General features: G+C 62.3%; 22 protein-coding genes. 9 read left to right on the forward strand and 13 right to left on the reverse strand.

What is annotated here, in order from left to right; all coding sequences use genetic code 11:
• Positions 1–27: 27 nt before the first annotated feature.
• Positions 28–1,038, reverse strand: a complete 1,011-nt coding sequence (gene cobT / locus EGN72_RS04955) for a nicotinate-nucleotide--dimethylbenzimidazole phosphoribosyltransferase (protein WP_127045547.1) — start codon at positions 1,036–1,038, stop codon at positions 28–30.
• A gap of 129 nt (positions 1,039–1,167) precedes the next feature.
• On the opposite strand from cobT, the gene EGN72_RS04960 reads away from it, so the two are divergent.
• Positions 1,168–1,875 carry an adenosylcobinamide-GDP ribazoletransferase gene (locus tag EGN72_RS04960; protein ID WP_127045612.1) on the forward strand — a complete coding sequence of 236 codons (708 nt, stop codon included), beginning with the start codon at positions 1,168–1,170 and terminating at the stop codon, positions 1,873–1,875.
• 114 nt (positions 1,876–1,989) lie between these two features.
• Here the strand turns inward: EGN72_RS04960 and EGN72_RS04965 are convergent, their stop codons facing one another.
• The 5 genes from EGN72_RS04965 to EGN72_RS04985 form a co-directional block, all read right to left on the reverse strand.
• Complete coding sequence (locus EGN72_RS04965; protein WP_127045548.1) at positions 1,990–2,499, reverse strand: CarD family transcriptional regulator; 510 nt, start codon at positions 2,497–2,499, stop codon at positions 1,990–1,992.
• A gap of 292 nt (positions 2,500–2,791) precedes the next feature.
• Positions 2,792–3,130 (reverse strand): ferredoxin FdxA, encoded by a 339-nt coding sequence (gene fdxA / locus EGN72_RS04970; RefSeq protein ID WP_127045549.1) that lies wholly within the window; start codon positions 3,128–3,130, stop codon positions 2,792–2,794.
• 64 nt (positions 3,131–3,194) lie between these two features.
• Entirely contained in the window at positions 3,195–3,548 is a 354-nt protein-coding gene (locus EGN72_RS04975; protein ID WP_233587035.1) for an RNA-binding S4 domain-containing protein, read from the reverse strand.
• A gap of 4 nt (positions 3,549–3,552) precedes the next feature.
• Positions 3,553–6,477, reverse strand: a complete 2,925-nt coding sequence (locus tag EGN72_RS04980) for a helicase-related protein (RefSeq protein ID WP_127045550.1) — start codon at positions 6,475–6,477, stop codon at positions 3,553–3,555.
• Positions 6,478–6,492: 15 nt separating this feature from the next.
• A complete protein-coding gene (locus EGN72_RS04985) occupies positions 6,493–7,053 on the reverse strand; it encodes a tetratricopeptide repeat protein (protein ID WP_127045551.1) in 561 nt (186 codons plus the stop codon).
• A 79-nt stretch (positions 7,054–7,132) separates the two neighbouring features.
• On the opposite strand from EGN72_RS04985, the gene EGN72_RS04990 reads away from it, so the two are divergent.
• Together EGN72_RS04990 and EGN72_RS04995 are read left to right on the forward strand one after the other, a co-directional pair.
• Entirely contained in the window at positions 7,133–7,417 is a 285-nt protein-coding gene (locus tag EGN72_RS04990) for an SCP2 sterol-binding domain-containing protein (protein WP_127045552.1), read from the forward strand.
• On the forward strand, positions 7,417–8,349 hold the full coding sequence (locus EGN72_RS04995; protein ID WP_127045553.1) for an alpha/beta fold hydrolase: 933 nt from the start codon (positions 7,417–7,419) through the stop codon (positions 8,347–8,349). The genes EGN72_RS04990 and EGN72_RS04995 overlap by 1 nt, the downstream gene beginning before the upstream one ends.
• Positions 8,350–8,483: 134 nt before the next feature.
• On the opposite strand, the gene EGN72_RS05000 is transcribed toward EGN72_RS04995, so the two are convergent.
• The 5 genes from EGN72_RS05000 to EGN72_RS05020 are packed head-to-tail and all read right to left on the reverse strand — an operon-like array spanning position 8,484 to position 13,351.
• A complete protein-coding gene (locus EGN72_RS05000) occupies positions 8,484–9,419 on the reverse strand; it encodes a D-isomer specific 2-hydroxyacid dehydrogenase family protein (RefSeq protein WP_127045554.1) in 936 nt (311 codons plus the stop codon).
• Positions 9,419–10,141, reverse strand: a complete 723-nt coding sequence (locus EGN72_RS05005) for a proteasome-type protease (RefSeq protein ID WP_127045555.1) — start codon at positions 10,139–10,141, stop codon at positions 9,419–9,421. The genes EGN72_RS05000 and EGN72_RS05005 overlap by 1 nt, the downstream gene beginning before the upstream one ends.
• Positions 10,142–10,174: 33 nt before the next feature.
• Positions 10,175–10,984 carry a transglutaminase family protein gene (locus EGN72_RS05010; RefSeq protein ID WP_127045556.1) on the reverse strand — a complete coding sequence of 270 codons (810 nt, stop codon included), beginning with the start codon at positions 10,982–10,984 and terminating at the stop codon, positions 10,175–10,177.
• Positions 10,984–11,934, reverse strand: coding sequence for an alpha-E domain-containing protein (locus EGN72_RS05015; RefSeq protein ID WP_127045557.1), 951 nt, complete (start codon positions 11,932–11,934; stop codon positions 10,984–10,986). The genes EGN72_RS05010 and EGN72_RS05015 overlap by 1 nt, the downstream gene beginning before the upstream one ends.
• Positions 11,935–11,938: 4 nt before the next feature.
• On the reverse strand, positions 11,939–13,351 hold the full coding sequence (locus EGN72_RS05020; protein ID WP_127045558.1) for a circularly permuted type 2 ATP-grasp protein: 1,413 nt from the start codon (positions 13,349–13,351) through the stop codon (positions 11,939–11,941).
• Positions 13,352–13,531: 180 nt separating this feature from the next.
• Between EGN72_RS05020 and EGN72_RS05025 the strand changes: the two genes are divergently transcribed.
• The 5 genes from EGN72_RS05025 to EGN72_RS05045 all read left to right on the forward strand — a co-directional run bounded on the left by EGN72_RS05025 (position 13,532) and on the right by EGN72_RS05045 (position 19,546).
• Positions 13,532–14,551, forward strand: a complete 1,020-nt coding sequence (locus EGN72_RS05025) for a ligase-associated DNA damage response exonuclease (RefSeq protein WP_127045559.1) — start codon at positions 13,532–13,534, stop codon at positions 14,549–14,551.
• A 106-nt stretch (positions 14,552–14,657) separates the two neighbouring features.
• The gene (locus EGN72_RS05030; RefSeq protein WP_127045560.1) at positions 14,658–16,238 is read left to right on the forward strand and encodes an ATP-dependent DNA ligase; all 1,581 of its coding nucleotides are present in this window, start codon (positions 14,658–14,660) and stop codon (positions 16,236–16,238) included.
• A 56-nt stretch (positions 16,239–16,294) separates the two neighbouring features.
• The gene (locus tag EGN72_RS05035; protein WP_127045561.1) at positions 16,295–17,302 is read left to right on the forward strand and encodes an LLM class flavin-dependent oxidoreductase; all 1,008 of its coding nucleotides are present in this window, start codon (positions 16,295–16,297) and stop codon (positions 17,300–17,302) included.
• 69 nt (positions 17,303–17,371) lie between these two features.
• Positions 17,372–19,201 carry a M3 family oligoendopeptidase gene (locus tag EGN72_RS05040; RefSeq protein WP_127045562.1) on the forward strand — a complete coding sequence of 610 codons (1,830 nt, stop codon included), beginning with the start codon at positions 17,372–17,374 and terminating at the stop codon, positions 19,199–19,201.
• 3 nt (positions 19,202–19,204) lie between these two features.
• On the forward strand, positions 19,205–19,546 hold the full coding sequence (locus tag EGN72_RS05045) for an MmcQ/YjbR family DNA-binding protein (protein WP_127045563.1): 342 nt from the start codon (positions 19,205–19,207) through the stop codon (positions 19,544–19,546).
• Here the strand turns inward: EGN72_RS05045 and EGN72_RS05050 are convergent.
• Together EGN72_RS05050 and EGN72_RS05055 are read right to left on the reverse strand one after the other, a co-directional pair.
• Positions 19,535–20,476 carry a hypothetical protein gene (locus EGN72_RS05050; protein ID WP_127045564.1) on the reverse strand — a complete coding sequence of 314 codons (942 nt, stop codon included), beginning with the start codon at positions 20,474–20,476 and terminating at the stop codon, positions 19,535–19,537. The two genes, EGN72_RS05045 and EGN72_RS05050, sit on opposite strands and share 12 nt — an antisense overlap.
• Positions 20,473–21,465 carry a Gfo/Idh/MocA family protein gene (locus EGN72_RS05055; RefSeq protein ID WP_127045565.1) on the reverse strand — a complete coding sequence of 331 codons (993 nt, stop codon included), beginning with the start codon at positions 21,463–21,465 and terminating at the stop codon, positions 20,473–20,475. Before EGN72_RS05055 ends, EGN72_RS05050 begins: the two co-directional genes overlap by 4 nt.
• A gap of 161 nt (positions 21,466–21,626) precedes the next feature.
• Here EGN72_RS05055 and EGN72_RS05060 point away from each other — a divergent pair, with 161 nt between their 5' ends.
• On the forward strand, positions 21,627–21,959 hold the full coding sequence (locus EGN72_RS05060; protein WP_127045566.1) for a hypothetical protein: 333 nt from the start codon (positions 21,627–21,629) through the stop codon (positions 21,957–21,959).
• The last annotated feature ends 7 nt before the right edge of the window (positions 21,960–21,966 follow it).

Genomic DNA, 21,966 nt, shown 5'->3' on the forward strand with positions numbered 1-21,966 from the left:
CCCCCTGCCCCCGCTCAGCCCCCCCGCTTAGCCTGCAGCCACCCCGGCCTCGGCAAAAGTGGCCATGCCAGAATGGCAGGCCACCGCCCCTTGCAACACGCCAATCGCCAAAGCCGCGCCAGACCCTTCGCCAAGCCGCAACCCAAGGTTCAACAGCGGCTCTTTGCCCAGATGGCGCAGCAAGGCCGGATGCGCGCTTTCGGCACTGACATGGCCTGCCACACAATGATCCAAGGCCCCCGCGTCCAACTGCGCCAAGACAGCCGCCGCCGCGCAGCAGATGAACCCGTCCAGAATAACCGGAATCCGCTCTTGCCGGGCGCGGGCAATCGCCCCGGCCATGGCCGCAATCTCGCGCCCGCCAAGGCAGCGCAACACCTCCAGCGGGTCGCGGGTTTGGTGCAGCGCCAGACCTTCGGCCACCACCTGCGCCTTGCGCGCAAGGCCCGCATCATCCACCCCGGTGCCCCGGCCCACCCAATCCTCCACCGCGCCGCCGAACAAGGCGCAGGCAATCGCGGCGGCGGGGGTGGTGTTGCCAATCCCCATCTCGCCCGTCACCAACAGATCCGCTTGCGGGTCCACCGCGTTCCAACCGGTTTGCAATGCGGCCAGAACCTCTGCCACATCCATCGCCGGGCTTTGGGTGAAATCGGCGGTGGGGCGATCCAGTTCCAGCGCATGCACCGACATCTGCGCGCCAAAGGTCTTGGACAATTGGTTGATCGCCGCACCGCCGCCTTTGAAATTTGCCACCATCTGCACCGTCACCTCGGGCGGAAAGGCCGAAACCCCGCGCGCCGCAACCCCATGATTGCCCGCAAAAATGATCACCTGCGGGGCGACAAGCCGCGGCCGGTCGCTGCCACGCCAACCCGCATACCATTGCGCCAACCCTTCCAGCCGCCCCAAAGCACCCGGCGGTTTGGTCAATTGCCCATTGCGCGCCGCAGCCCCGGCAACAGCGGCGGCATCCGGTGCGGGGCCCTGTGCCAAAGCGGCGCGAAACCCGGATAAATCGGTGAAAGTTGCGGTCATGGGGCTGGCCTCCTTGTCGTTTTCTGTCACCTTGGCTACCGAAGGCGCAACCAGTTGACCAGTGCCGAAAGGGACCAAGACGTGAGGCAAAACGACATAAGCGGCGCGCAACGCCTTGGCGCGGATGTGATGGGCGGCCTGCGCCTGCTCAGCCGCTTGCCGCTGCCGCAGAGCGATAGCATCCCCGGCCCCGCTGCCGCCTGGGCCTGGCCTGTGGCGGGGGTGGCGATCGGGGGCTTGGTGGCCGCTGTCGCCTATCTGACCCAAGGCTTGGGCGCCCCGGTTGCGGCGGCTCTGGCGCTTGGGGCGCAAGCCATGATCACCGGGGCCATGCACGAAGACGGGCTGGCCGATACCGCCGACGGGCTTTGGGGCGGCTGGGACAAGGCGCGACGGCTTACCATCATGAAAGACAGCCATATCGGCACCTACGGGGTCATGGCGCTGCTGGTCATCGCCCTGATCCGGTGGAGCGCCCTTGCCGCGTTGATCGCGGGGGGGCATTGGGCGGCGATTGTTCTGGTCGCAGCCTTCAGCCGAGCGCCAATGGCGGTGTTGATGTGGGTTTTGCCCAACGCGCGGGGCAGCGGTCTGGCGCAATCCGTGGGCCGTGTTCCGGCGAAATCGGCAGCGGGGGCGGCCCTGCTGGGCGCGGCTGCGTTGCTTTGGCTGGGTGCCGCAGGCTTGCTTGCTGGCATCGCCGCAATTGGTGTTGTGCTTGCTCTGGCCCTTACCGCCCGCGCCAAGATCGGCGGGCAAACGGGCGACATTTTGGGCGCCTCACAACAACTGGCTGAAGCGGCTGCGCTTTCGGTGCTTGCAAGCCTTCTGGCCTAGAGCGTTTCGCGTTTGATGATGCGCGATGTATCAGGTGAAACGCGAAACGCTTTACCCCCCGAATGCAAAACGGCGGCCCCGAAGGGCCGCCGCTGCAGAATCTATCGCCTGAGATCAGGCCGCGCGCGACATCAGCACATCGTCCACGGTCTTTTGCGCGCCTTTTTCATCCACGCCCGACACAGCCGCAACTTCGCGGGTCAACCGCTCCAGCGCGGCTTCATACAACTGACGCTCGGAATACGACTGCTCGCGCTGGTCGTCGGTGCGATAAAGGTCGCGCACCACTTCCGCGATGGACAGCAGATCACCGGAGTTGATCTTTTGCTCATATTCCTGCGCCCGGCGCGACCACATCGCACGCTTCACGCGGGCTTTGCCCTTCAACGTGTCCAGCGCCTTGGTGATCAGATCGGGCGACGACAGCGACCGCATGCCGATTTCGGTGGCCTTATGGGTCGGAACCCGCAACGTCATCTTGTCCTTTTCAAAGGAGATAACGAAGAGTTCCAGATGCAGGCCCGCAATTTCCTGCTCTTCAATGGAAATGATGCGGCCAACCCCGTGGGCCGGATACACAACAAACTCGTTCGGACGAAAATCAGGCTTTTTGGTCTTTGTCATACGGTCACTTCCTTATGCGGACGTCATCCATTCCGAACACAAAAGACCGAACGTGGCCCTGATGGCCTCGCCGATCCTAACGTGTGTCCGGAAATAATCCCCCCAAAAGCGTAGCAGCGCTGGGTCTGGTGTGGCGATCCTTGGTTGTCTGTCCGTATTGTATAACACAGAATCGGCCTGATTCCAACAGGGGAAGAATCGCTGCCCTATGTTCAGGCGCGTTTCAAAACAATCCATTAGGCCATTGCGCGGGGCCGCAAAGCGCTTGCCGCAACGTCACCCGATTCGAGGCTCAGCCGCCCTCGCCCGGTGCTTCGGAGAAGTATTTGGACAGTTTGTCCGTCTCCCCATCCCGATCCTCATATCCCGGCAGCGGGTCTTTCTTGGACACGATGACCGGCCATTTTTCGGAATACTTACGGTTGAATTCCACCCATTTTTCCATGTCCGGCTCTGTATCCGGGCGGATGGCATCGGCGGGGCATTCCGGTTCACAGACGCCGCAGTCAATACATTCATCAGGATGGATGACCAGCATATTCTCGCCTTCGTAAAAGCAATCCACCGGACAGACTTCAACGCAGTCGGTGTATTTGCAAGCAATGCAGTTATCAATCACCACATAGGTCATGGCTGGCCTCTTATCTGGAATGCGCAAGATGCGTTCGGGCTTGTGGTTAAATCACCCGCGCCAATCATTCAAGCGGCGATCCTGTCACATCTTCGCCGGGCGGGTCGAGGTCTTCGTAAAGCGATTGTGCCTCGGCGGCTGGCCCGCGCCGGGTGCCGGGGGCCAACATACGGATCACGCGGGTCTGGTTGCCCATTGGAAAGATCAGCACATCGCCGGGGCCGATGGCATGGCCGGGTTTGGCCTGCCGCTGCCCGTTCAGGCGCAAACGACCCTTGGAAATCACCGCCGCCGCAAGGTTCCGGGTTTTGAAAAACCGGGCATAGAACAGCCATTTATCAAGCCGGATTTTGCCCGATGCAGCGGAAATATCATCCTCTGCATCGGCGCTCTCTTGTTTGCCGCCACGTTTGGCCAAAGCGTCAGATCTTCCCTTTCAGGGCTGCCAAGGCTGCGAAAGGATTGTCGGGGTCGATCTTCTTTTCGGGCCGCGCGGGGCGCGATTCGTATTTCTGCGGGCCGGATTGCGCGGGCTTGCCATGCGGCTTGCCGGACTTGCCCTTGCCCTTGAACCCGCCTTCGGGTTTCGGGCCACGGTCCTTGTTGCGCGCCTGCCCATCGGGTTTGCCTTGGCGTGCCGGGCGGTCGCCGCGCGGGGCGTTTTGCGGCGCCCCTGCCTCGGCTGTGGCACCGGGGGTTGCAGCGGCACGGTTGTCGCGGCGCGGGGGGCGGCGGTCTGCACGCGGGCGCGGGGCCCAAGTGAAGGTGATGAAGCTTTCCATCTCTGCCGCAGGCGCATCTGCCGCAGCGTCAACAGTGGCCTCGGCTTCCGGCGCGGCTTCGGCTTTGTCTGCTTCCGCTTCTGCCGGGGCGTCTGCCGGGGCGTCTGGCACCTTGATCTTGGCCTCTGCGGCGGCGGCGGCGGCCGCAGCGGCGATATCTTCGGCGGTCAGCTCTTTGGGCGCGGCGGCCTTGGCTTTCACCCGCTCGCCCTTTTCGCCCTTATAGCCCAGACCGGCCATCAGATCGGCGAACTGGTCCAGCGTCATGCCGGTGATCGACAGCATGTCGGGGCTGGCCTCAAACCCGCCACGGCTGTCCTGGCCGCGCAACAAATCCGCCAAGCGTTCCAGCATATCAATGCGGATCGCGCGGCTACCAGCAGGGCGATAGCCTGCCAGCGTGTAATGCTGCTTTGGCACATCCGCGAGGTTCGGGATCGTGACCAGACCGGGCGGCGGGCTTTCGGGGAATTCCTGCAAGCCATTGGCAAGCGACCACAAAACCAGCCGCAACCGGGTCGGCGCGGGCTTCAGCAAAGCCTGCTGAAAGATGGTATATTGGCCGAAACGGATGCCATGCTTGCGCAACTGGCCGCGCGCCTCTTGGTCCAGCGCCTTGACCTCATCGGCCACATTTTCGCGCGGCAATACGCCCAATGCCTCAACCAGTTGAAAGGCGAACCCGCGCGCAAGGCCGGTCAGCGCCTCATCCCGGCTCATGGCCAGAAGCGGCTCGAACAGGGTCGCGACCTTGCGGTCAATGAAATGCTGCAAACGGCGCTTCACCTTTTCGGCGATGTCGGGGCCTGCATCTTCATCGACAAAGGCTTCGACAGTTGGGCGCAGCGGGTCGGCACCGGCCACCAGCTTACCCACGGCAGAGCTGCCCCACATCAGGCCCCCCTGCTCGGTGAAATCCAGTTCGGTGTCGGGCGCGTTGTAAAACTTGTCCGAGCGCAGATGGAATTCAGGCTTCAGCGCCTGCACCGCCGCCATGCGCAGCGTGCGCGCCTCATCGGGGGAGGAGCTGGCATCCTGCCGGAACCGGAACCCTTCCAGTTTCCCGACAAATTCACCCTCTACCGTCACTTCGCCTTTGTCATTAACCTCGGCCACAAGGCTCTCCTTCTGCTTCAACCGGCGCATCAACACGGACGTGCGCCGATCAACAAATCGTTGGGTCAACCGCGCATGAAGCGCGTCTGACAAGCGGTCTTCTACAGCGCGAGTCGTCTCGCGCCAATGGGATTCGTCTGCAACCCAGTTTTTGCGTTGGGCAACATAGGTCCAGGTGCGGATAAAGGCCAATCGCTTGGACAATGTGTCAATGTCGCCCTCGGTCCGGTCAATGAACTTGATTTGCAGCGCCAACCAATCGGCGGGAATCTGCCCTTTGCGCAAATGATCAAAGATGATCTGCAACAGGCTGGCGTGTTCGGTGGTCGAAATGCCGCGGAAATCCGGAATGCGGCAGACATCCCAAAGCAGGCGCACATCCTGCGGGTTCCTGACGCGATCCGTGATCTCCGGCAGATTGGACAGAGTCTTGAGCGCGGTTACATCATCCGCATCCCGGGCGCGCGACAGCCATTCATCATCGGTATGACGTTCCAAGCTGCCGATCAGCCGTGAAACGGTGCCAAATTCCAACTGCTCATTGCGCCATGACAATTTGCGCACAGGCTGAAAGCGATGCTCTTCGATCGCTTCCACGATCTCATCGCTGAGCGGCCGCGCCTCGCCCGTGACGCCAAAGGTGCCGGAGGTCATGTGCCGCCCCGCCCGGCCTGCAATCTGCGCCAGTTCCTGCGGAAACAGCGCACGCATCCGGCGGCCATCGAATTTCACGGTCGAGGAAAACGCCACATGTTTGATATCGAGGTTCAACCCCATGCCGATCGCATCGGTCGCCACCAGATAATCGACATCGCCGTTCTGATACAGATCCACCTGCGCATTGCGGGTGCGAGGCGACAGCGCGCCCATCACCACGGCACAACCGCCCTTGGTGCGGCGGATCAGCTCGGCGATGGCATAGACATTTTCAACCGAGAACCCGACAATCGCGCTGCGCTCCGGCATCCGGCTGATTTTCTTTGACCCGGAATAGGTCAATTCCGACAGGCGGGGCCGCGCCATGAACTGCACCCCCGGCACCAGCGCCGCAATTGCCGGGCGCATCGTATCGGCCCCCAGAAACAGCGTTTCATGCAAGCCGCGCGCCCGCAGCAAACGGTCGGTGAACACATGGCCCCGCTCGGCATCGGCGCAAAGCTGAATCTCGTCAATCGCAATGAAATCAGCCCCGATTTCCAGCGGCATCGCCTCTACCGTGCAGACCCAATATTGCGTGCGGTCCGGAACAATCCGTTCCTCGCCCGTCACCAGCGCCACCACACCGGGGCCACGTTGCGCGACGATGCGGTCGTAAACCTCACGCGCAAGCAGGCGCAGCGGCAGGCCGATCACCCCCGTGCGATGGGCCAGCATCCGTTCAATCGCGTAATGGGTTTTGCCGGTATTGGTCGGTCCCAGAACCGCCGTTACCCGCGCGGTGCTGCGCATAGAGCTTGGCCTGCCTTACATTTCCTGCCCGGCTGCCTTGGTCTGCAACCGTTCCACCGCTTCCTTTACCCCGCTCAGATGGGGATGTATAGCAAGGGCCGCCTTATAGACCTGAAGCGCGCGCTCGTCCTGCTCGGTCTCTTCCAGAATGCGCGCGAAACCACTGAGCGCACCAAAATGCCGGGGGTTCAACCGCAGAACCTGCTGAATATCCGCAACCGACGGGCCGAACTGCCCGGCCTGAAAATAGGCCGTAGCGCGGGCATTCCAGCCTTCGGCAAAATCGGGCGCATGGTCGATCACTGCGGTGAAATGCTCAATCGCTGCCTGCGTCTCGCCTGCGTCCATCGCGTCGCGCCCGCGTTGCAGCAACAAATCCATCGCCGCCGACCCGGATTTTGACCATTCACGCCAGATCTGCCGCTCCAGCCGCGCTGCTGCCGCAGGCTCGGCGCTTTGTAACTGCGTGAACAGGTCATCCAGCCCTGCGGCGAAGCTAGGCACAGGCGCAAAGCCGATCAAAATCGGAAAAAGTGCCGCAACGATACGATTGTGAAAGGGTGCGCGTGGTTTCATAACATCAAGTGTAGCGTGCGCGCGGGGAAAAGCCATATCCTTTGCGCTCACTTTCAAGGGATCAAGGGAAGGAATACCGATGAGTGCTGTGATTGATGCTGCCGTAACCGCGCTAAGCGCAAAGGTGCAAGGCTTTGATGGGGTTGCCAAATTCGTCGTAAACGGCGAAGGCGCGATCATGATCGACGATGCCGGCGTGCGGGCAGGCGATGAAGAAGCCGATGTCACGCTTAGCGCCGATGCCGACGTGTTCGAGGCGATTCTGAACGGCGAGATGAACCCGACCACCGCCTTCATGACTGGCAAGCTGTCGGTCGATGGCTCGATGGGTATGGCGATGAAACTGGCCTCGGTTCTCGGCTGATGGGCGACGCCCCGCTGTTCAACCGACTGGCAGAAGGCCCTGAAAACGGGCAGGCCTATTGGCTCCGCACCGCTGACGGCACGCGGATCCGCATGGCGCATTGGCCAGCGGGGGAAAAAGGCACAGTTCTGCTGCTGCCGGGGCGCACCGAATATATCGAAAAATATGGCCGCGCGGCCGCCGAATTCGGTGCGCGCGGCTATGCCAGCGTGGTGATCGACTGGCGCGGCCAAGGGTTGTCAGACCGGCCAACACCTGACCCGATGGTCGGCCATGTTGACGATTTTACATGCTATCAGAAAGACTTGGACGCCGTTCTTGCCAAAATGGATGAACTTGACCTGACCGGGCCACGGTATCTCGTGTCGCATTCCATGGGCGGCTGCATCGCCCTGCGGGCCTTGCTCAACGGGCTTGCCGTAAAGGCCACCGCCTTTTCCGCGCCAATGTGGGGCATCCGCATGGCCCCCGGCCTTGCCCCCGTGGCCCGCATCCTGTCCCGCAGCGCCAAGGCTCTGGGCCAAGGCCAGCGCTATGCCCCCGGCACCCTCGCGGCCAGCTATGTCACCTACACACCCTATCCGGGCAATGTCCTCACCCGCGATCCGGAAACCTATGCCTGGATGCAGGCCCAACTCGCCGCCCATCCGGAACTCGCCCTCGGCGGCCCCGGCCTGCACTGGCTGGATGAGGCGATGCGCGAATGTGATGCCCTCGCCCGCCTCCCCGCACCAGACCTGCCCTGCCTGTGCTTCTTGGGTGCCGAAGAAAAAGTGGTGGACCCTGCCCCCATCCACGCCCGCATGGCAAACTGGCCCAAGGGCAAACTGGCGCTGATCGCACAGGCCGAGCATGAGATCATGATGGAAATCCCCGCCACCCGGCAGACCTTCTACGACCAAACCGCAGCACTGTTCGATCAACACCGCTAAGGCATTCCCCATCTGCTGGGCCACCCGGCCCATCGCCCCTGCTTTCTTTTCGGCAAAAATATCCTCGGGGGGTCAGCTTTGGCCCTGCCAAAGCTGTTCGGGGGGCAGACAGCCCCCCGCCCCGGCCAGCCCTCTCACACCTGCGGCAGCAGCGTGAATTCCGGCTTCAAGCGCCCGGCGAAATGATCAAGGATATTCTGCGCCGCCATCATCCCCATCCGGCGGAACGCCCCGTCAGACAGGGTCGCGGCATGCGGCGTCAGGATCACATTGGGGGCGCTGCGCAGCGGGTCGTCACCGGGCAGTGGCTCCACCGCAGTCACATCCAGCCCGGCCCCGCCCAGATGACCAGCGCCCAGCGCCGCGATCAAGGCAGGCTCATCAATCAACCCACCCCGCGCGCAATTGATCACCAGCGCGCTTTGCGGCAAACGGGCCAGCGCCTCGGCCCCCAACAAGCCCCGCGTCTCATCCGTCAACGGGCAATGAAGCGAGATCACATCCGCCTGCGGCAAAGCCGCGTGCAAATCGGGCGCCACCGGATAGCCCGCATTGCGCGCCAGTTTCAAACTGCGCGAATGCACGGTCACGATCATGCCCAGCGCCTTGGCCAAGCCCGCGACCAACTGCCCCGAGGCCCCGAACCCCACCACAAGCAAGCGCCGCCCTTCCAGCCCCGGCACGCGCGGCGCGGGCTTGCCCGGCCCCACCGCAGCGCGCTGCCCGTCAAGGCCCCGCGCCAGTGCCAGCATCAGCATCAGGGCCTGCTCTGCCACCGCATGTGCATTGGCCCCCGGCGTGTTGCTGACGGTAACGCCCGCCGCCTCTGCTGCCTGCATGGCGATATTGTCCACCCCGACCCCGTGTTTGGAGATCATGGAAAACATCCCTACCTCCTCCGCCGAAACCGGGCGCACCCGCACCAGCAAGGCATCGGCGGCCACCAAAGGCTCGGCGGGGCCAGCCAGCGGCCCAATCACCTCGACCCCGGCACTTTCCAGCAGGTCAAGGGCGGCAGGGTGAACAGGTTCGGTGACCAGAACGCGGCGCTTGGGGGCCCCGGTCTGCATCACAGCTCAATCTGCGAAAAGCCGTCACGCAGCGCGTTCGACCAAGCCTCGGACATCGCGCGGAAGCTTTCATCCCCCGCCTCGATCCGCCGCCGTTCGGCAACCCGGCACTGATCGCGCTTGATCACCGCCAGATCCAGCGGCATCCCCACCGACAGGTTCGACCGCAGCGTCGAATCCATCGACAACAGCACCGCTTTTTGCGCGTCTTTCAGGCTGGTTTCCGTGGTAACAACCCGGTCCAGAATCGGCTTGCCATATTTATGCTCGCCGATTTGCAGGAAGGGGGTATCGGGGGTCGCCTCGATGTAATTGCCTTCGGGATAGATCAGAAACATCCGCATTTCCCCCCCCTTGCGCTGCCCCGCCACGATCATCGTGGCCGAAGCCCATTGTCCCATCTGGGTCTTGTCCGTCACATCCGCCCGCACCCGTGACAACATGCTGCCCACCATATCGGCCACTTTCAGCATGGTCGGCGCCTTGAGGATGGATGTCGTCTCATCCGCGTTCGGATCATCACACAACTCGCGAAGCCGCGCCAGCGTCGTCTGTGTCACCGACAGGCTGCCCGCCGTCAGAATACCGATCACCCGCTCGCCCGGGTCCTCAAAGAAGAACATCTTGCGATAGGTCGAGATATTGTCGAGGCCCGCATTGGTCCGCGTGTCGGACAACAAGACGATGCCTTCTTTCAACAGAAGGCCGACGCAATAGGTCATAGGGGGCTCCGCGGCAAAGGGTCTGAGGGGTGATTACTGGCTGGATTGCTGCACTGCAAGCCTGACGTCAAGCGACTCCTCGCCATGCCCCCGCGCGATGCCCTTGATCGGGGCCGCATCCAGCGCATCAAGGCCAGAGCCGAGCCGGATATAACGATCATCGGGGCAGCAGCGATTGGCGGGGTCAAACCCGACCCAGCCCAGATCGGGCACCCACAGCTCGGCCCAGGCATGGGCGGCCTCATGCGGGCTGCCATCGGCACTGGAATGCAGATAGCCCGAGACATAGCGGGCGGGAATACCGGCACGCCGCGCCATGGACAGCAGCGCATGGGCCTGATCCTGGCACACGCCTTTGCCAAGCGCCAGCGCCTCGGCTGCGGTGGTGGCCGCGATCGTGCTGCCGGGTTCATAGGCGATATGATCGGCCACCAGACTTGCCAGCCGATGCGCAGCCTCCAGCCCGCCACCTGTGGCCTCGGCACTGTCTGACAGCTCTGCCAGCGCCAGATCGGCCATCGTGATCGCGGTGGATTCCAGATAGCATTGCGGTGGCACGCGTTCCTTATGGCCGCGCAGAATACCTGCCAGATCGCTGGTTTCCACTGTGCCACGCACCGCCACTTCGATTTCCGACACCGGGCCTTGAATTGACCAGGCTTGCACAAAATCCCCTGCCCCGTCGCGAAACCCGCCGCCCCGCAGCCCGTCACTGACGGTGACCTGCCAGTCCAGCACGCGCTGCCCGTCAAAGCTGGAGGGCGTCAGCCGGTGGCTTTGCACAACCCCACGCACGGGTGCGCTGTAACGATACAAGGTGACATGATCGACAGTCAGCAGCATCAGCGAATATCCCCGCTCAGATAGGATTCATGGATTTCATGGGCCAGCTTGCCGGTTTCCTGAATGAACCGCGTCAGAAACTCGTGCAGACCTTCGTCGAAAATCTCTTCGACCTTGGTTTCGGCCAATTCCGCCAGAAGCGACCGCGCCTGACTGCGCGCCGTGCTCTTTTTGCGGCTGCCCCGGTCCAGACGTTCCAGATGCGCCACCATCCCATCGGCGCAGGTGATCAAAGAGCGCGGGCATTGCGGGTTCAAAATCAGGAAATGCCCGATTTTCTGCGCCGTCACATCGCCGCCATAGGCCCAATGAAATGCCCGATGCGATGACATCGCGCGCAACAGCGTCGTCCATTGATAGTTATCAAGGCCAGAGCCGACAAAATCCACGCGCGGCAGCAAAACGTAATATTTCACATCCAGCAGCCGCGCCGTGCTGTCGGCCCGTTCCAGATAATAGCCAAGGTTCAGAAAGTGATAGCCATCGCCGCGCAATTGCGTGGCCTCGATGGCGCCGCGCATCATCGCGGTCTGGCGCATCGTCCATTCGGTCAATCGGCTCAGGTCCAGTTCTGACCGTGGCCTGCGTTCCATCTGGCGCATTTCCTGAAAGGCCGAGTTGATGGCATCCCAAACCTGCGAGGTCAGCGCCGTGCGCACGATCCGCGCATTTTCGCGGGCCGCCGTGATGCAAGACACCACCGAGGAAGGGTTGTCATGGTCAAAGAACAGATGGCTTTCGATGTTGCGCTGCACCGGGTCGCCGTATTTCGCGGTAAAGGCGGCCTCGGTGCCAATGGCATGCAACAGGCTGTTCCATTCGCTGCGATGCCCATGCGCCGATGGAATCAACGAGTTGCGCGCCCCCACTTCCAGCAGCCGCGCCGCGGTTTCCGCGCGTTCCATATAGCGCGCGATCCAATAGAGGTTATCTGCGGTTCTACTCAGCATGTCATCACCCCGCCAAAACCCAAGTGTCTTTGACCCCGCCACCTTGGCTGGAATTCACCACAAGCGACCCTTCCGTCAGCGCCACACGGGTCAGCCCCCCCGGCACCAGTTCCACCCGCTCGCCCACAAGGCAATAGGGCCGCAAATCGACATGGCGCGGCGCGATGCCCTGATCGACAAAGGTCGGCGTGGTCGACAGCGCCAGCGTGGGCTGGGCGATGTAATTATGCGGCTTTGCCTCAATCCGTTTCGCGAATTCCGCAATCTCGGCCTTGGTGCATTTGGGGCCGACCAACATGCCATAGCCGCCCGATCCATGCACCTCTTTGACAACCAGCTCTGCCAGATTTTCCAGCACATATTTGCAATCATCGGGTTTGGCGCATTGCCATGTCGGCACATTGTTCAAAATCGGTTCTTCGCCCAGATAAAAGCGGATCATTTCCGGCACGAAAGTATAAACCGCTTTGTCATCGGCGACACCCGCACCGGGGGCCGAACAAATCGCCACACCGCCTGAACGGTAAACATCCATCAGCCCCGGCACGCCCAACATGCTATCGGGGCGGAAACACAAAGGGTCGATGAAAGCATCATCAATCCGGCGGTAAATCACATCCACCCGGCGCGGGCCTTCGGTGGTGCGCATATAGACAAATTCGCCCTCCACGAACAAATCCTGCCCCTCGACCAGTTCCACCCCCATCAGATCGGCAAGGAAAGAATGTTCGTAATAGGCAGAGTTGAAATGCCCCGGCGTCAGAATCACGATCACCGGCTCGCCCGTGCATTTGGGCGGCGCGACCGAGGCCAAGGTGCGGCGCAACAGGTCGGGATAGGTGTCCACCGGCTCAATCCGGTTTTCACGGAACAGCGCGGGGAACATCCGCATCATGATCTCGCGGTTTTCCAGCATGTAGGACACGCCAGAAGGCGTGCGGCAATTATCCTCCAGCACGAAAAATTCATCCGGGCCGGTGCGCACAAGGTCAACGCCCACGATATGGCTGTAAACGCCTTTGGGCGGCAGAATGCCCACAACTTCCTTTTCATAGGCCTCGTTTTGATAGACCAGATTGGCCGGAATACGGCCCGCCCGCACAATCTCTCCGCGCCCGTAAACATCGGCCAGAAACGCGTTGAGCGCGCGGGCACGTTGCTTCACGCCGCGGTCCAGCTTGGCCCATTCAAAGGCCGAAAACACCCGTGGGAACATATCAAACGGGATCAGGCGATCCGGGTCGCCGCCTTCGCCATAAACGGCAAAGGTGATGCCGATGCGGCGAAACAGCGCCTCGGCCTCGGCCTGTTTCATCTGGCGCAATTCGGCGGGCATGTTGCGCATCCAGGCATCCAATTGCTGATAGGGCAATCGGACCTGATCGCCCTCATACATCTCATTGAAATAGCGTGTCATGCTGGTGCTGTCCCTCGCTGCGCAGAGCGGCGGTTGGCCCGCCCTTTGCCCCATGTAAGCAGGTGGCAAGATGAAGGGAAAGGGGCTGCACCGCGAAAACCGCCCCTACCACGGGCAATCGCCCAAAAATCAGGCAATCGCCCCCCTTCCCCTTTGCGCCAAGCGGGCTAAGCTTGGGAAATGACACGCGATCCGGTTCTGCGCTTCACCGATCAGGGCATTTATTGCCCGGCGGGGGATTTTTATATCGACCCGTGGCGCCCCGTGGCCCGCGCCGCCATCACCCATGGCCATTCCGATCACGCCCGTGCAGGGCATGGCAGCTATCTGGCCACCCATGCCGCCTTGCCCGTGATGCGCCACCGCTTGGGCCAGATCAACGCGCATGGGCTGGCCTACGGCGAGGTGCAGCGCATCGGCGGGGCCAATCTGTCCTTTCACCCCGCAGGCCATGTGCCGGGATCAGCGCAAATCCGTATCGAAGTGGGGGGCGAGGTCTGGGTCGTCTCTGGTGATTACAAACTAGAGGAGGACGGGCTGTCCGAACCCTTCTCCCCGATCCCCTGCCACGCCTTCATCACCGAATGCACCTTTGGCCTGCCCGTCTTTCGCTGGCCCGCACAGGCCAAAACAGCCGCCGAAATCGCAACATGGTGGGCAAGGAATGCCGCCGAGGGCCGCGTCTCGCTGCTGGGCGCCTATGGGCTTGGCAAGGCGCAGCGCATCATGTCGATGCTGGCGGCACAGGGCCTGCCCGGCCCCCTCTTCACCCATGGCGCGGCAGAGGCGACAACCCGCATCCTGCGCGACCAGGGCTACCCGCTGCCCCCCACCACCCTTGTCAGCCGCGCACCCCCGCCCCCCGATGCCCTTGTCATCGCGCCGCCCTCTGCGCTTGGCTCTGCCTGGGCCGCAAAACTCGGTCCAAGGTCCGAGGCTTTCGCCTCTGGCTGGATGGCCCTGCGCGGCATCCGGCGCAGGCGCAACCTTGGCACGGGGTTCATCATCTCCGACCACGCCGATTGGGACGGGCTGAACAGCGCCATCCGCGCCACCGGGGCCGAAAAGATCTTCGCCAACCATGGCTATACCGCCCCCTTTCAACGCTGGCTTGCCTCGCAAGGCTATGACGCGGGCATCGTCGCAACCGAGTGGCAAGGCGAGACGGCCGAGCCTGACAAAGAGATCACCCCGGAATGAAAACCGCGCTGGCTTCATCTTGGCAAAAATACCTTCAGGGGGGGAATTTTTCGTCAGAAAAAGGGGGGGCAGACTGCCCCCCGCCCCCGCCGCCACAGGCCGCGCCATGAACCGCTTTGCCCAGCTTTTCAACGCGCTCGATGCCACCACCAAAACCAGCGCGAAAACCGCGGCCCTTGCCGCCTATTTCCAAACCGCACCCAAATCCGACCGGGTCTGGACCATCGCGCTGCTCTCTGGTCGTCGGCCCAAACGCGCCGCCTCCAGCACACAACTGCGCGACTGGGCTGCCGAAGCAGCAGGCCTGCCGCTGTGGATGGTCGAAGAAAGCTATCCCATCGTCGGCGATCTGGCGGAAACCATCGCCTTGCTGCTGCCCGCCCCGCAAAGCCGCAGCAACCAAAGCCTGACAGGCTGGATCGAAACCCTGATCGCGCTGACCGATCAACCGCCCGAGGCCAAGCGCGCCGGCGTTCTGGCGGCATGGGACAGCCTTGAGACGACCGAGCGCTTTTTGTTCAACAAGCTCATCACCGGCGGGTTTCGCATGGGCGTCAGCCGGGGCTTGATGACCCGCGCCTTGGCACAGGCCACCGGGGTTGATGAAAGCCTGCTTGCGCATCGACTGATGGGGAATTGGAACCCCGCCACCACCGATTTCGACGATCTGATCGCGGAAACCGATTTGCAGGGCAGCACCAAACCCTATCCTTTCGCCCTCGCCTCCGGGCTGGAGGATAAGCCAGAAACGCTCGGCCCACGGGCGGAATGGCTGGCCGAATGGAAATGGGACGGTATTCGCGGCCAGATCATCAACCGCCCCGGTGCCTTCGCGCTATGGTCGCGCGGCGAGGAGTTGATCACCGACCGCTTCCCCGAATTCGCTCCCCTCGCCCGCGCCTTGCCGCAAGGCACCGTGCTGGATGGCGAGGTGCTGGTGTGGTCGAATGATGCGCCCCTGCCCTTCGCGCTGCTGCAAAAGCGGATCACCCGCAAGACGGTGCCGAAAAAGCTGCTGGCCGAGGCTCCGGCGCGGTTTCTGGCCTATGACCTGCTGGAATGGCAAGGGCGCGACCTGCGCGCGGCCCCCTTGGCCGACCGCCGCGCCGCCTTGATGCAGATGCTCGCCCAATTGCCGCCCGGCTTGCCGCTCGCCGCCTCTGCCGCCGTCACAGCGCCCGATTGGACCACCTTGACCAAAGCACGCCACACCGCGCGCGAAAAATCCGCCGAAGGCTTGATGCTCAAACGCCTCGCCTCGCCCTATCACGCGGGGCGCAAGCGCGGCGATTGGTGGAAATGGAAGCTGGACCCTTATACCGTTGATGCCGTGATGCTTTACGCGCAATCGGGCCATGGCCGCCGCGCCAATCTGTTCACTGATTTCACCTTTGCGGTCCGCGATGGCGATGCGCTTGTGCCCTTCACCAAAGCCTATTCCGGCCTGACCGATGCCGAATTTCGCCAGATCACCGATTGGGTGAAAAAGCACACGATCGAACGCTTTGGCCCCGTGCGCCGCGTGCCGCCCGAACTGGTGTTCGAGATCGCCTTTGAAGGCATTGCGGAAAGCCCGCGCCACAAATCCGGCATTGCCCTGCGCTTTCCCCGCATGCTGCGCTGGCGCCATGACAAACCGGTAGAGGAGATCGACACGCTGGATAGCCTGCGCGCGCTTTTGCCGTAAGCGGCCCTTGGCACAGGCCAACCCCGCACTTAGGTTGAATGCGAAAGTGAGGCCCCATGCAATCCTTCTCTCTGCTGGATCTGTCCCCCATTCCCGAAGGCGGCAGCGCCGCCGATGCGCTGCGCAATACGGTGGCACTGGCCCAAGCGGCAGAGGCTGCGGGCTATGCGCGTTTCTGGCTGGCCGAACATCACAACATGCCGGGGATTGCCTCGGCGGCGACGCCACTGGTCATCGGGCATGTTGCAGCGGCCACCAAGAGCATCCGCGTTGGTGCGGGCGGCATCATGCTGCCCAATCACGCGCCTTTGGTGATCGCGGAACAATTCGGCACGCTGGCAACGCTTTACCCCGGCCGGATTGATCTGGGCCTTGGCCGCGCCCCCGGCACCGATATGGCCACCGCCCGCGCCCTGCGCCGCCACATGGCCCCCGAAGACAGCTTTCCGCAAGACGTGCAGGAACTGATCGCCTATCTCGGTGATATGCCAGAGGATGCCCCCGTGCGCGCCATTCCCGGCCTTGGCACCCATGTGCCGGTGTGGATATTGGGCTCCAGCCTTTACGGCGCGCAACTGGCCGCCTATTTCGGCCTGCCCTATGCTTTTGCGTCGCATTTTGCCCCCGCGATGTTGGAGGAGGCACTGGAAACCTATCGCGCCACCTTCCGCCCCTCGGCCCATCTGCCCGCCCCTCATGCGATGATGGCCGCAGGGGTTTGCGCAGCCGACACGGATGCCGAAGCCGAATTCCTGCGCTCCTCGCAACTCCTTGCCTTTGCGCGGCTACGCATGGGGCGGCCCGGAAAACTGCCACGCCCCGTGGCGGATGTGCGGGCCGAGGTGCCTGCCCCGATGCTGGCGCAAGTGGAACAGGCGCTGTCTTGTTCGGCGCATGGGTCGGCGGCCAGCGTGAAGGCGCAGCTTTCGGCGCTGATCGACCTCTACAAACCCGATGAATTGATGATCACCGGCATGATCCACGATCCCGCCGCCCGCATCCGCTCTTTCCAGATCGCCGCGGATGCGCTGCGCGATCTGCAACGCCCCGCACAGGCTGCGTGAACGGGGTGGGTTGTTCCCCCGCCCGCCGCAGCCTACACAGAACCAAAGCCGCAATATCAGAGGTTAAAGATGACAGTTTCCCCCCGCCGCCCCGTATTTGACGCCAATGCAACCGGATCGGGGGGCTTGGGCAAATTGCCCGATTGGGACCTGACAGATCTTTATCCCGCCCCCGATGCCCCGGAATTTGACCGCGACATGGACTGGCTGGAAAAAGCCTGCGCCGATTTCGCGACCAGATACGAAGGCAAGCTGGCCACGCTGGATGCCGATGCCATGCTGAAATGCGTGCAGGACTATGAGGCGATTGACGTGACTGCCGGGCGCGTGATGTCCTATGCGGGCCTGCGCTATTACCAGAACACGATGGATAGCGATCGCGCCAAATTCATGGCCGACGCGCAGGATGAGATCACGAATTTCACAACCCCGCTGGTGTTTTACAGCCTGGAGTTCAACCGTCTGGACGAGGCGCATCTGAACGGGCTTCTGGCCGCCAATGCCGATCTGGCGCGCTATAAGCCGGTGTTTGACCGTATGCGCGCCATGCGCCCGCATCAGCTTTCGGATGAGCTGGAGAAATTCCTGCACGATCAATCCACCGTTGGTGCCGCCGCGTGGAACCGGCTGTTTGATGAAACCATGGCCGGCCTGATGTTCGATGTCGCGGGTGAGGAAGAGCCGCTGAACCTTGAGGCCACGCTGAACCTGCTGACCGATACCGACCGCGCCAAACGCGAAGCCGCGGCCCGTGCGCTGGCTGTGGTATTTGACAAGAATATCAAGCTGTTCGCGCGCGTTCATAACACGCTGGCCAAGGAAAAAGAGGTCGAAGACCGCTGGCGCAAGATGCCAACCCCGCAAACCGGCCGCCACCTGTCGAACCATGTCGAACCCGAGGTGGTGGAGGCGCTGCGCAATGCCGTTGTGGCGGCCTATCCAAAGCTGTCGCACCGCTATTACGCGCTGAAAGCGAAATGGATGGGGCTGGACAGATTGCAAGTCTGGGACCGCAACGCGCCCTTGCCGCAAGAGGCCCCGCGGGTGGTGGGTTGGGACGAGGCGCGCAAAACCGTCACGGAGGCTTATGCCGCCTTTTCCCCCAAGATGGCCGACCTGGCCGAGCCGTTCTTTACCAAAGGCTGGATTGATGCCGGCGTGAAACCGGGCAAGGCACCGGGGGCCTTTGCGCACCCCACCGTGACGACCGTTCACCCCTATGTCATGCTTAACTATCTGGGAAAACCCCGCGATGTCATGACCTTGGCGCATGAACTTGGGCATGGCGTGCATCAGGTTCTGGCGGCAGGCCAAGGCGAATTGCTGTCCTCCACCCCTCTGACCCTCGCGGAAACCGCTTCGGTCTTCGGTGAAATGCTGACCTTCCGCAAACTGCTCGACGGGGCCAAGACCAAGGCGGAACGCAAGACCCTGCTGGCGGGCAAGGTAGAGGATATGATCAACACTGTCGTCCGCCAGATCGCCTTTTACGACTTTGAATGTAAACTCCACGATGCCCGCCGCGATGGCGAGTTGACGCCCGACGGCATCAACGCCCTGTGGATGAGCGTGCAGGCCGAAAGCCTTGGCCCGGTGTTTGACTTCATGGACGGCTATGAAACCTTCTGGGCCTATATCCCGCATTTCGTGCATTCGCCGTTCTACGTTTACGCCTATGCCTTTGGCGATGGCCTTGTGAACGCGCTTTATGCCGCTTACGCCGATGGGCTGCCGGGGTTCGAAGAGAAGTATTTCGAGATGCTGAAAGCTGGCGGCTCCAAGCATCACAAGGAATTGCTGGCCCCGTTTGGCCTTGATGCCAGCGATCCTGCCTTCTGGGACAAGGGGCTGGATATGATTTCCGGCTTCATCGACGAGCTGGAAGCGATGGAAGACTGACCGATGACGCGCGCAGAGATCAACGCCTTTTGCGCCTCTCTGCGCGCCGTTACCCATGTCGTGCAATGGGGGGGCGCCGATGTCTGGAAAGTGGGCGGCAAGGTCTTTGCCATCACTTGGGACGACGGTGTGACCTTCAAAGCCTCTGATATGGCGTATGAAATTCTGAAAGACGGGCCCGGCATCGGCCCTGCGCCCTATATGGCGTCTCGTGGCCTGAAATGGTTGAAAAACTACGGGGCGGACGGGCTCTCGGATGAGGCGCTGCGCGCGCATCTTCTGGCCTCTTACGACATGGTTTTCGCGGGGCTGAGCAAAAAGGCGCAGGCCGCATTAGCGGGCTAAGGCAAAGCCCGTCTGCGCAACCTTGGCCAGAAAATCATACACCAGCGTCTCCTTGCCCGCGTTCAGGCAGTTCAGCCCGAAATACCAATACAGAAACGCGTCATGCGGCCAATTGGTTGTGATGGCCTGTGCAATCGCATTGTCCATCGCGTCGGCAGATGTCACCGTGACCGCGCCGTGGTGAAAATCGGTCTGGCCACACAAAACCACCGGGCGGCCATGCATCATTGCCTCTATGCCCACAGCGGAGTTGATGGTCACACAAACCGCCGCCTGCGCCAGAATGTCGTGAATATTGGCATCGACCAAGGTGATGCGTGCATCCCGCCCTGCGATACGGGCCAGAAAGCGGCGCGTGCTTGGGTCGGGGTCCAGTGGATGCGGCTTGATGACAATCGGGCGCGGATCGGCGCGGGCCATCAAGGCCTTGACCATCTGGCGCAGATCAAGGTGACACGTCTCGCGCGTGTCTCTGTGGGATTCCGATTGCAAAAACACTGCGATACAATCGGACGGAATCTTGGCCCTTGCTATGGGTTGTTCATAGCGTGACTTGCGCGCCACCACCCAACGCTTGCGCAGGCGGTCGGCAAAAGTTGTCGCAGCGTCAACGTCCAGCGCCTTGGCATCAAAGGTTTTTTCGGAAATCGAAGACATCGCGCGGATGCCCCATGGATCAAGGTTCCAGAACGGATAGACATAGGCGATACCGGTGTTCAGAACCCGCGCGTGCCGCTGCCCACCGTGATCGACGATGTGAAAGGCATCGCTTGCTGCCACCTCGGCCAACAGTGTCATGCGGTCATGCACCGTCAGACCGACCCGAAAACCGCGCGCGGCCAAACCTTCGGTCAGTTTGACGTAATAGGGTTTCATCACGGATCGGTCACGAAGAACAGAACCGGGCAGGTGAAAGATAAAACCGCTCACGTCAGCGCAAACACCTCTGCCCCGGCAAACGCCTTGTCAATCATCGCCGCCGTGCCATGGGTAAATTCCAACGGGCAGGGATAGGCGGTGCCGTTGCGGATGCTGTCACCGAAATTCTGCACTTGCAGCACATATTGGTTCACCCCCGGCCAGCGTTCGGTGGTGACAGACATGCCCGCCCGCAGCTCCAGCTGTGCTTCGGCAAAGACATTGGCATTGAACGGGGCTGTCAGCCGGATCACACCTTTTTCGCCGTGAAAGTTCATTTCCTGCCGGTTGTGCATCCGCATGGAGGTGATGGCAGAATAGGCAAAGCGGCCCATCGGCCCCGCCATTGTGCCCGTCACCTGCGCCCAGGTGTCCACGCCGTTTTCCTGTTGCATCCGGCAGTGCAGCGCCTCTGGCTCTGCCCCCGTCACAAAACGGGCAGAGCCGTAAGTATAGACGCCAATGTCATAAATCCCGCCGCCCCCGGTGTCGGCCTTATTGCGGATATTGCCGGGGTCGGCGCGGTTGTCATAGCTGAACACCCCATCCACCTGCACCAGCCGCCCGATTGCGCCGGATTGCACAAGGTCGCGGGCGCGCTGCCATTGCGGGTGATGCACGATCATATAGGCCTCGGCGGCCAGCAGCCCGGCGGCATCGCGCGCGGCGATGATCTGGGCGATCTCTGGCGCTTTCAGGCAGATCGGCTTTTCCGTCAGCACATGCTTGCCTGCGGCCAAGGCCTTCAACGTCCATTCCACATGCAGATGGTTCGGCAGCGGGATATAGACCGCTTCAATCGACGGATCGGCCAGCAAAGCGTCATAGCTGGCATGCACCGCCATCGCAGGCGCAAAGGCGCGGAATGGCTCGGCTTTTGCCGGGTCCGAGGTGGCAATCGCGGCGAGTTCGGCCCCCTTGGCCGCGTGGATCGCCGGGGCCATATGCTCCCGCGCGAATTTTGCAGCCCCAAGAATGCCCCAGCGGATTGGTTTGGTCATGCGCGTTCCCCTTCTCGTTTCGGGCAGCTTAGTCGCGGGGCTGGGCCAAGGAAAGCCCTGCGTGACGCCACGTCATTGAACGCCGTTCAAGAATCCCGATTGACCGAACTTGAAAATTGAACCATGTTCATTGAACGGTGTTCACAAACAGGAGACAGACCATGCTCAAGCAGTTCAGCCACCTTGGCGCCTTGATCGCCGCCCTTGCAGCCGCCCCTGCCCTTGCGGGGGGCAGCGACCAACATTCGGCGCAATCGGTCAACCATAGCGGCCAAGCCTCCAGCCATGGGTCGGCGGCTGTGGCCTCTGGCGCGGCGCTGGTGGTGGCGGTGCCCATCATCGTGACCGGCGGGGCCATCGCCATTTCCGGTGCCGCCTTGGCAGAGGTGGGCAGCGGCGCGGCAGCCGTTGGCAGTGCCATGGCCGAAAGCGCAACCACCCAGCCGCGCAAGACCAAACGCATCGCGCCCGATGGCGCGCCGACGCTCGACTAACACCCAT

The sequence above is a fragment of the Pseudorhodobacter sp. E13 genome, assembly GCF_003991405.1.
Taxonomy (GTDB): Bacteria; Pseudomonadota; Alphaproteobacteria; order Rhodobacterales; family Rhodobacteraceae; genus Pseudorhodobacter.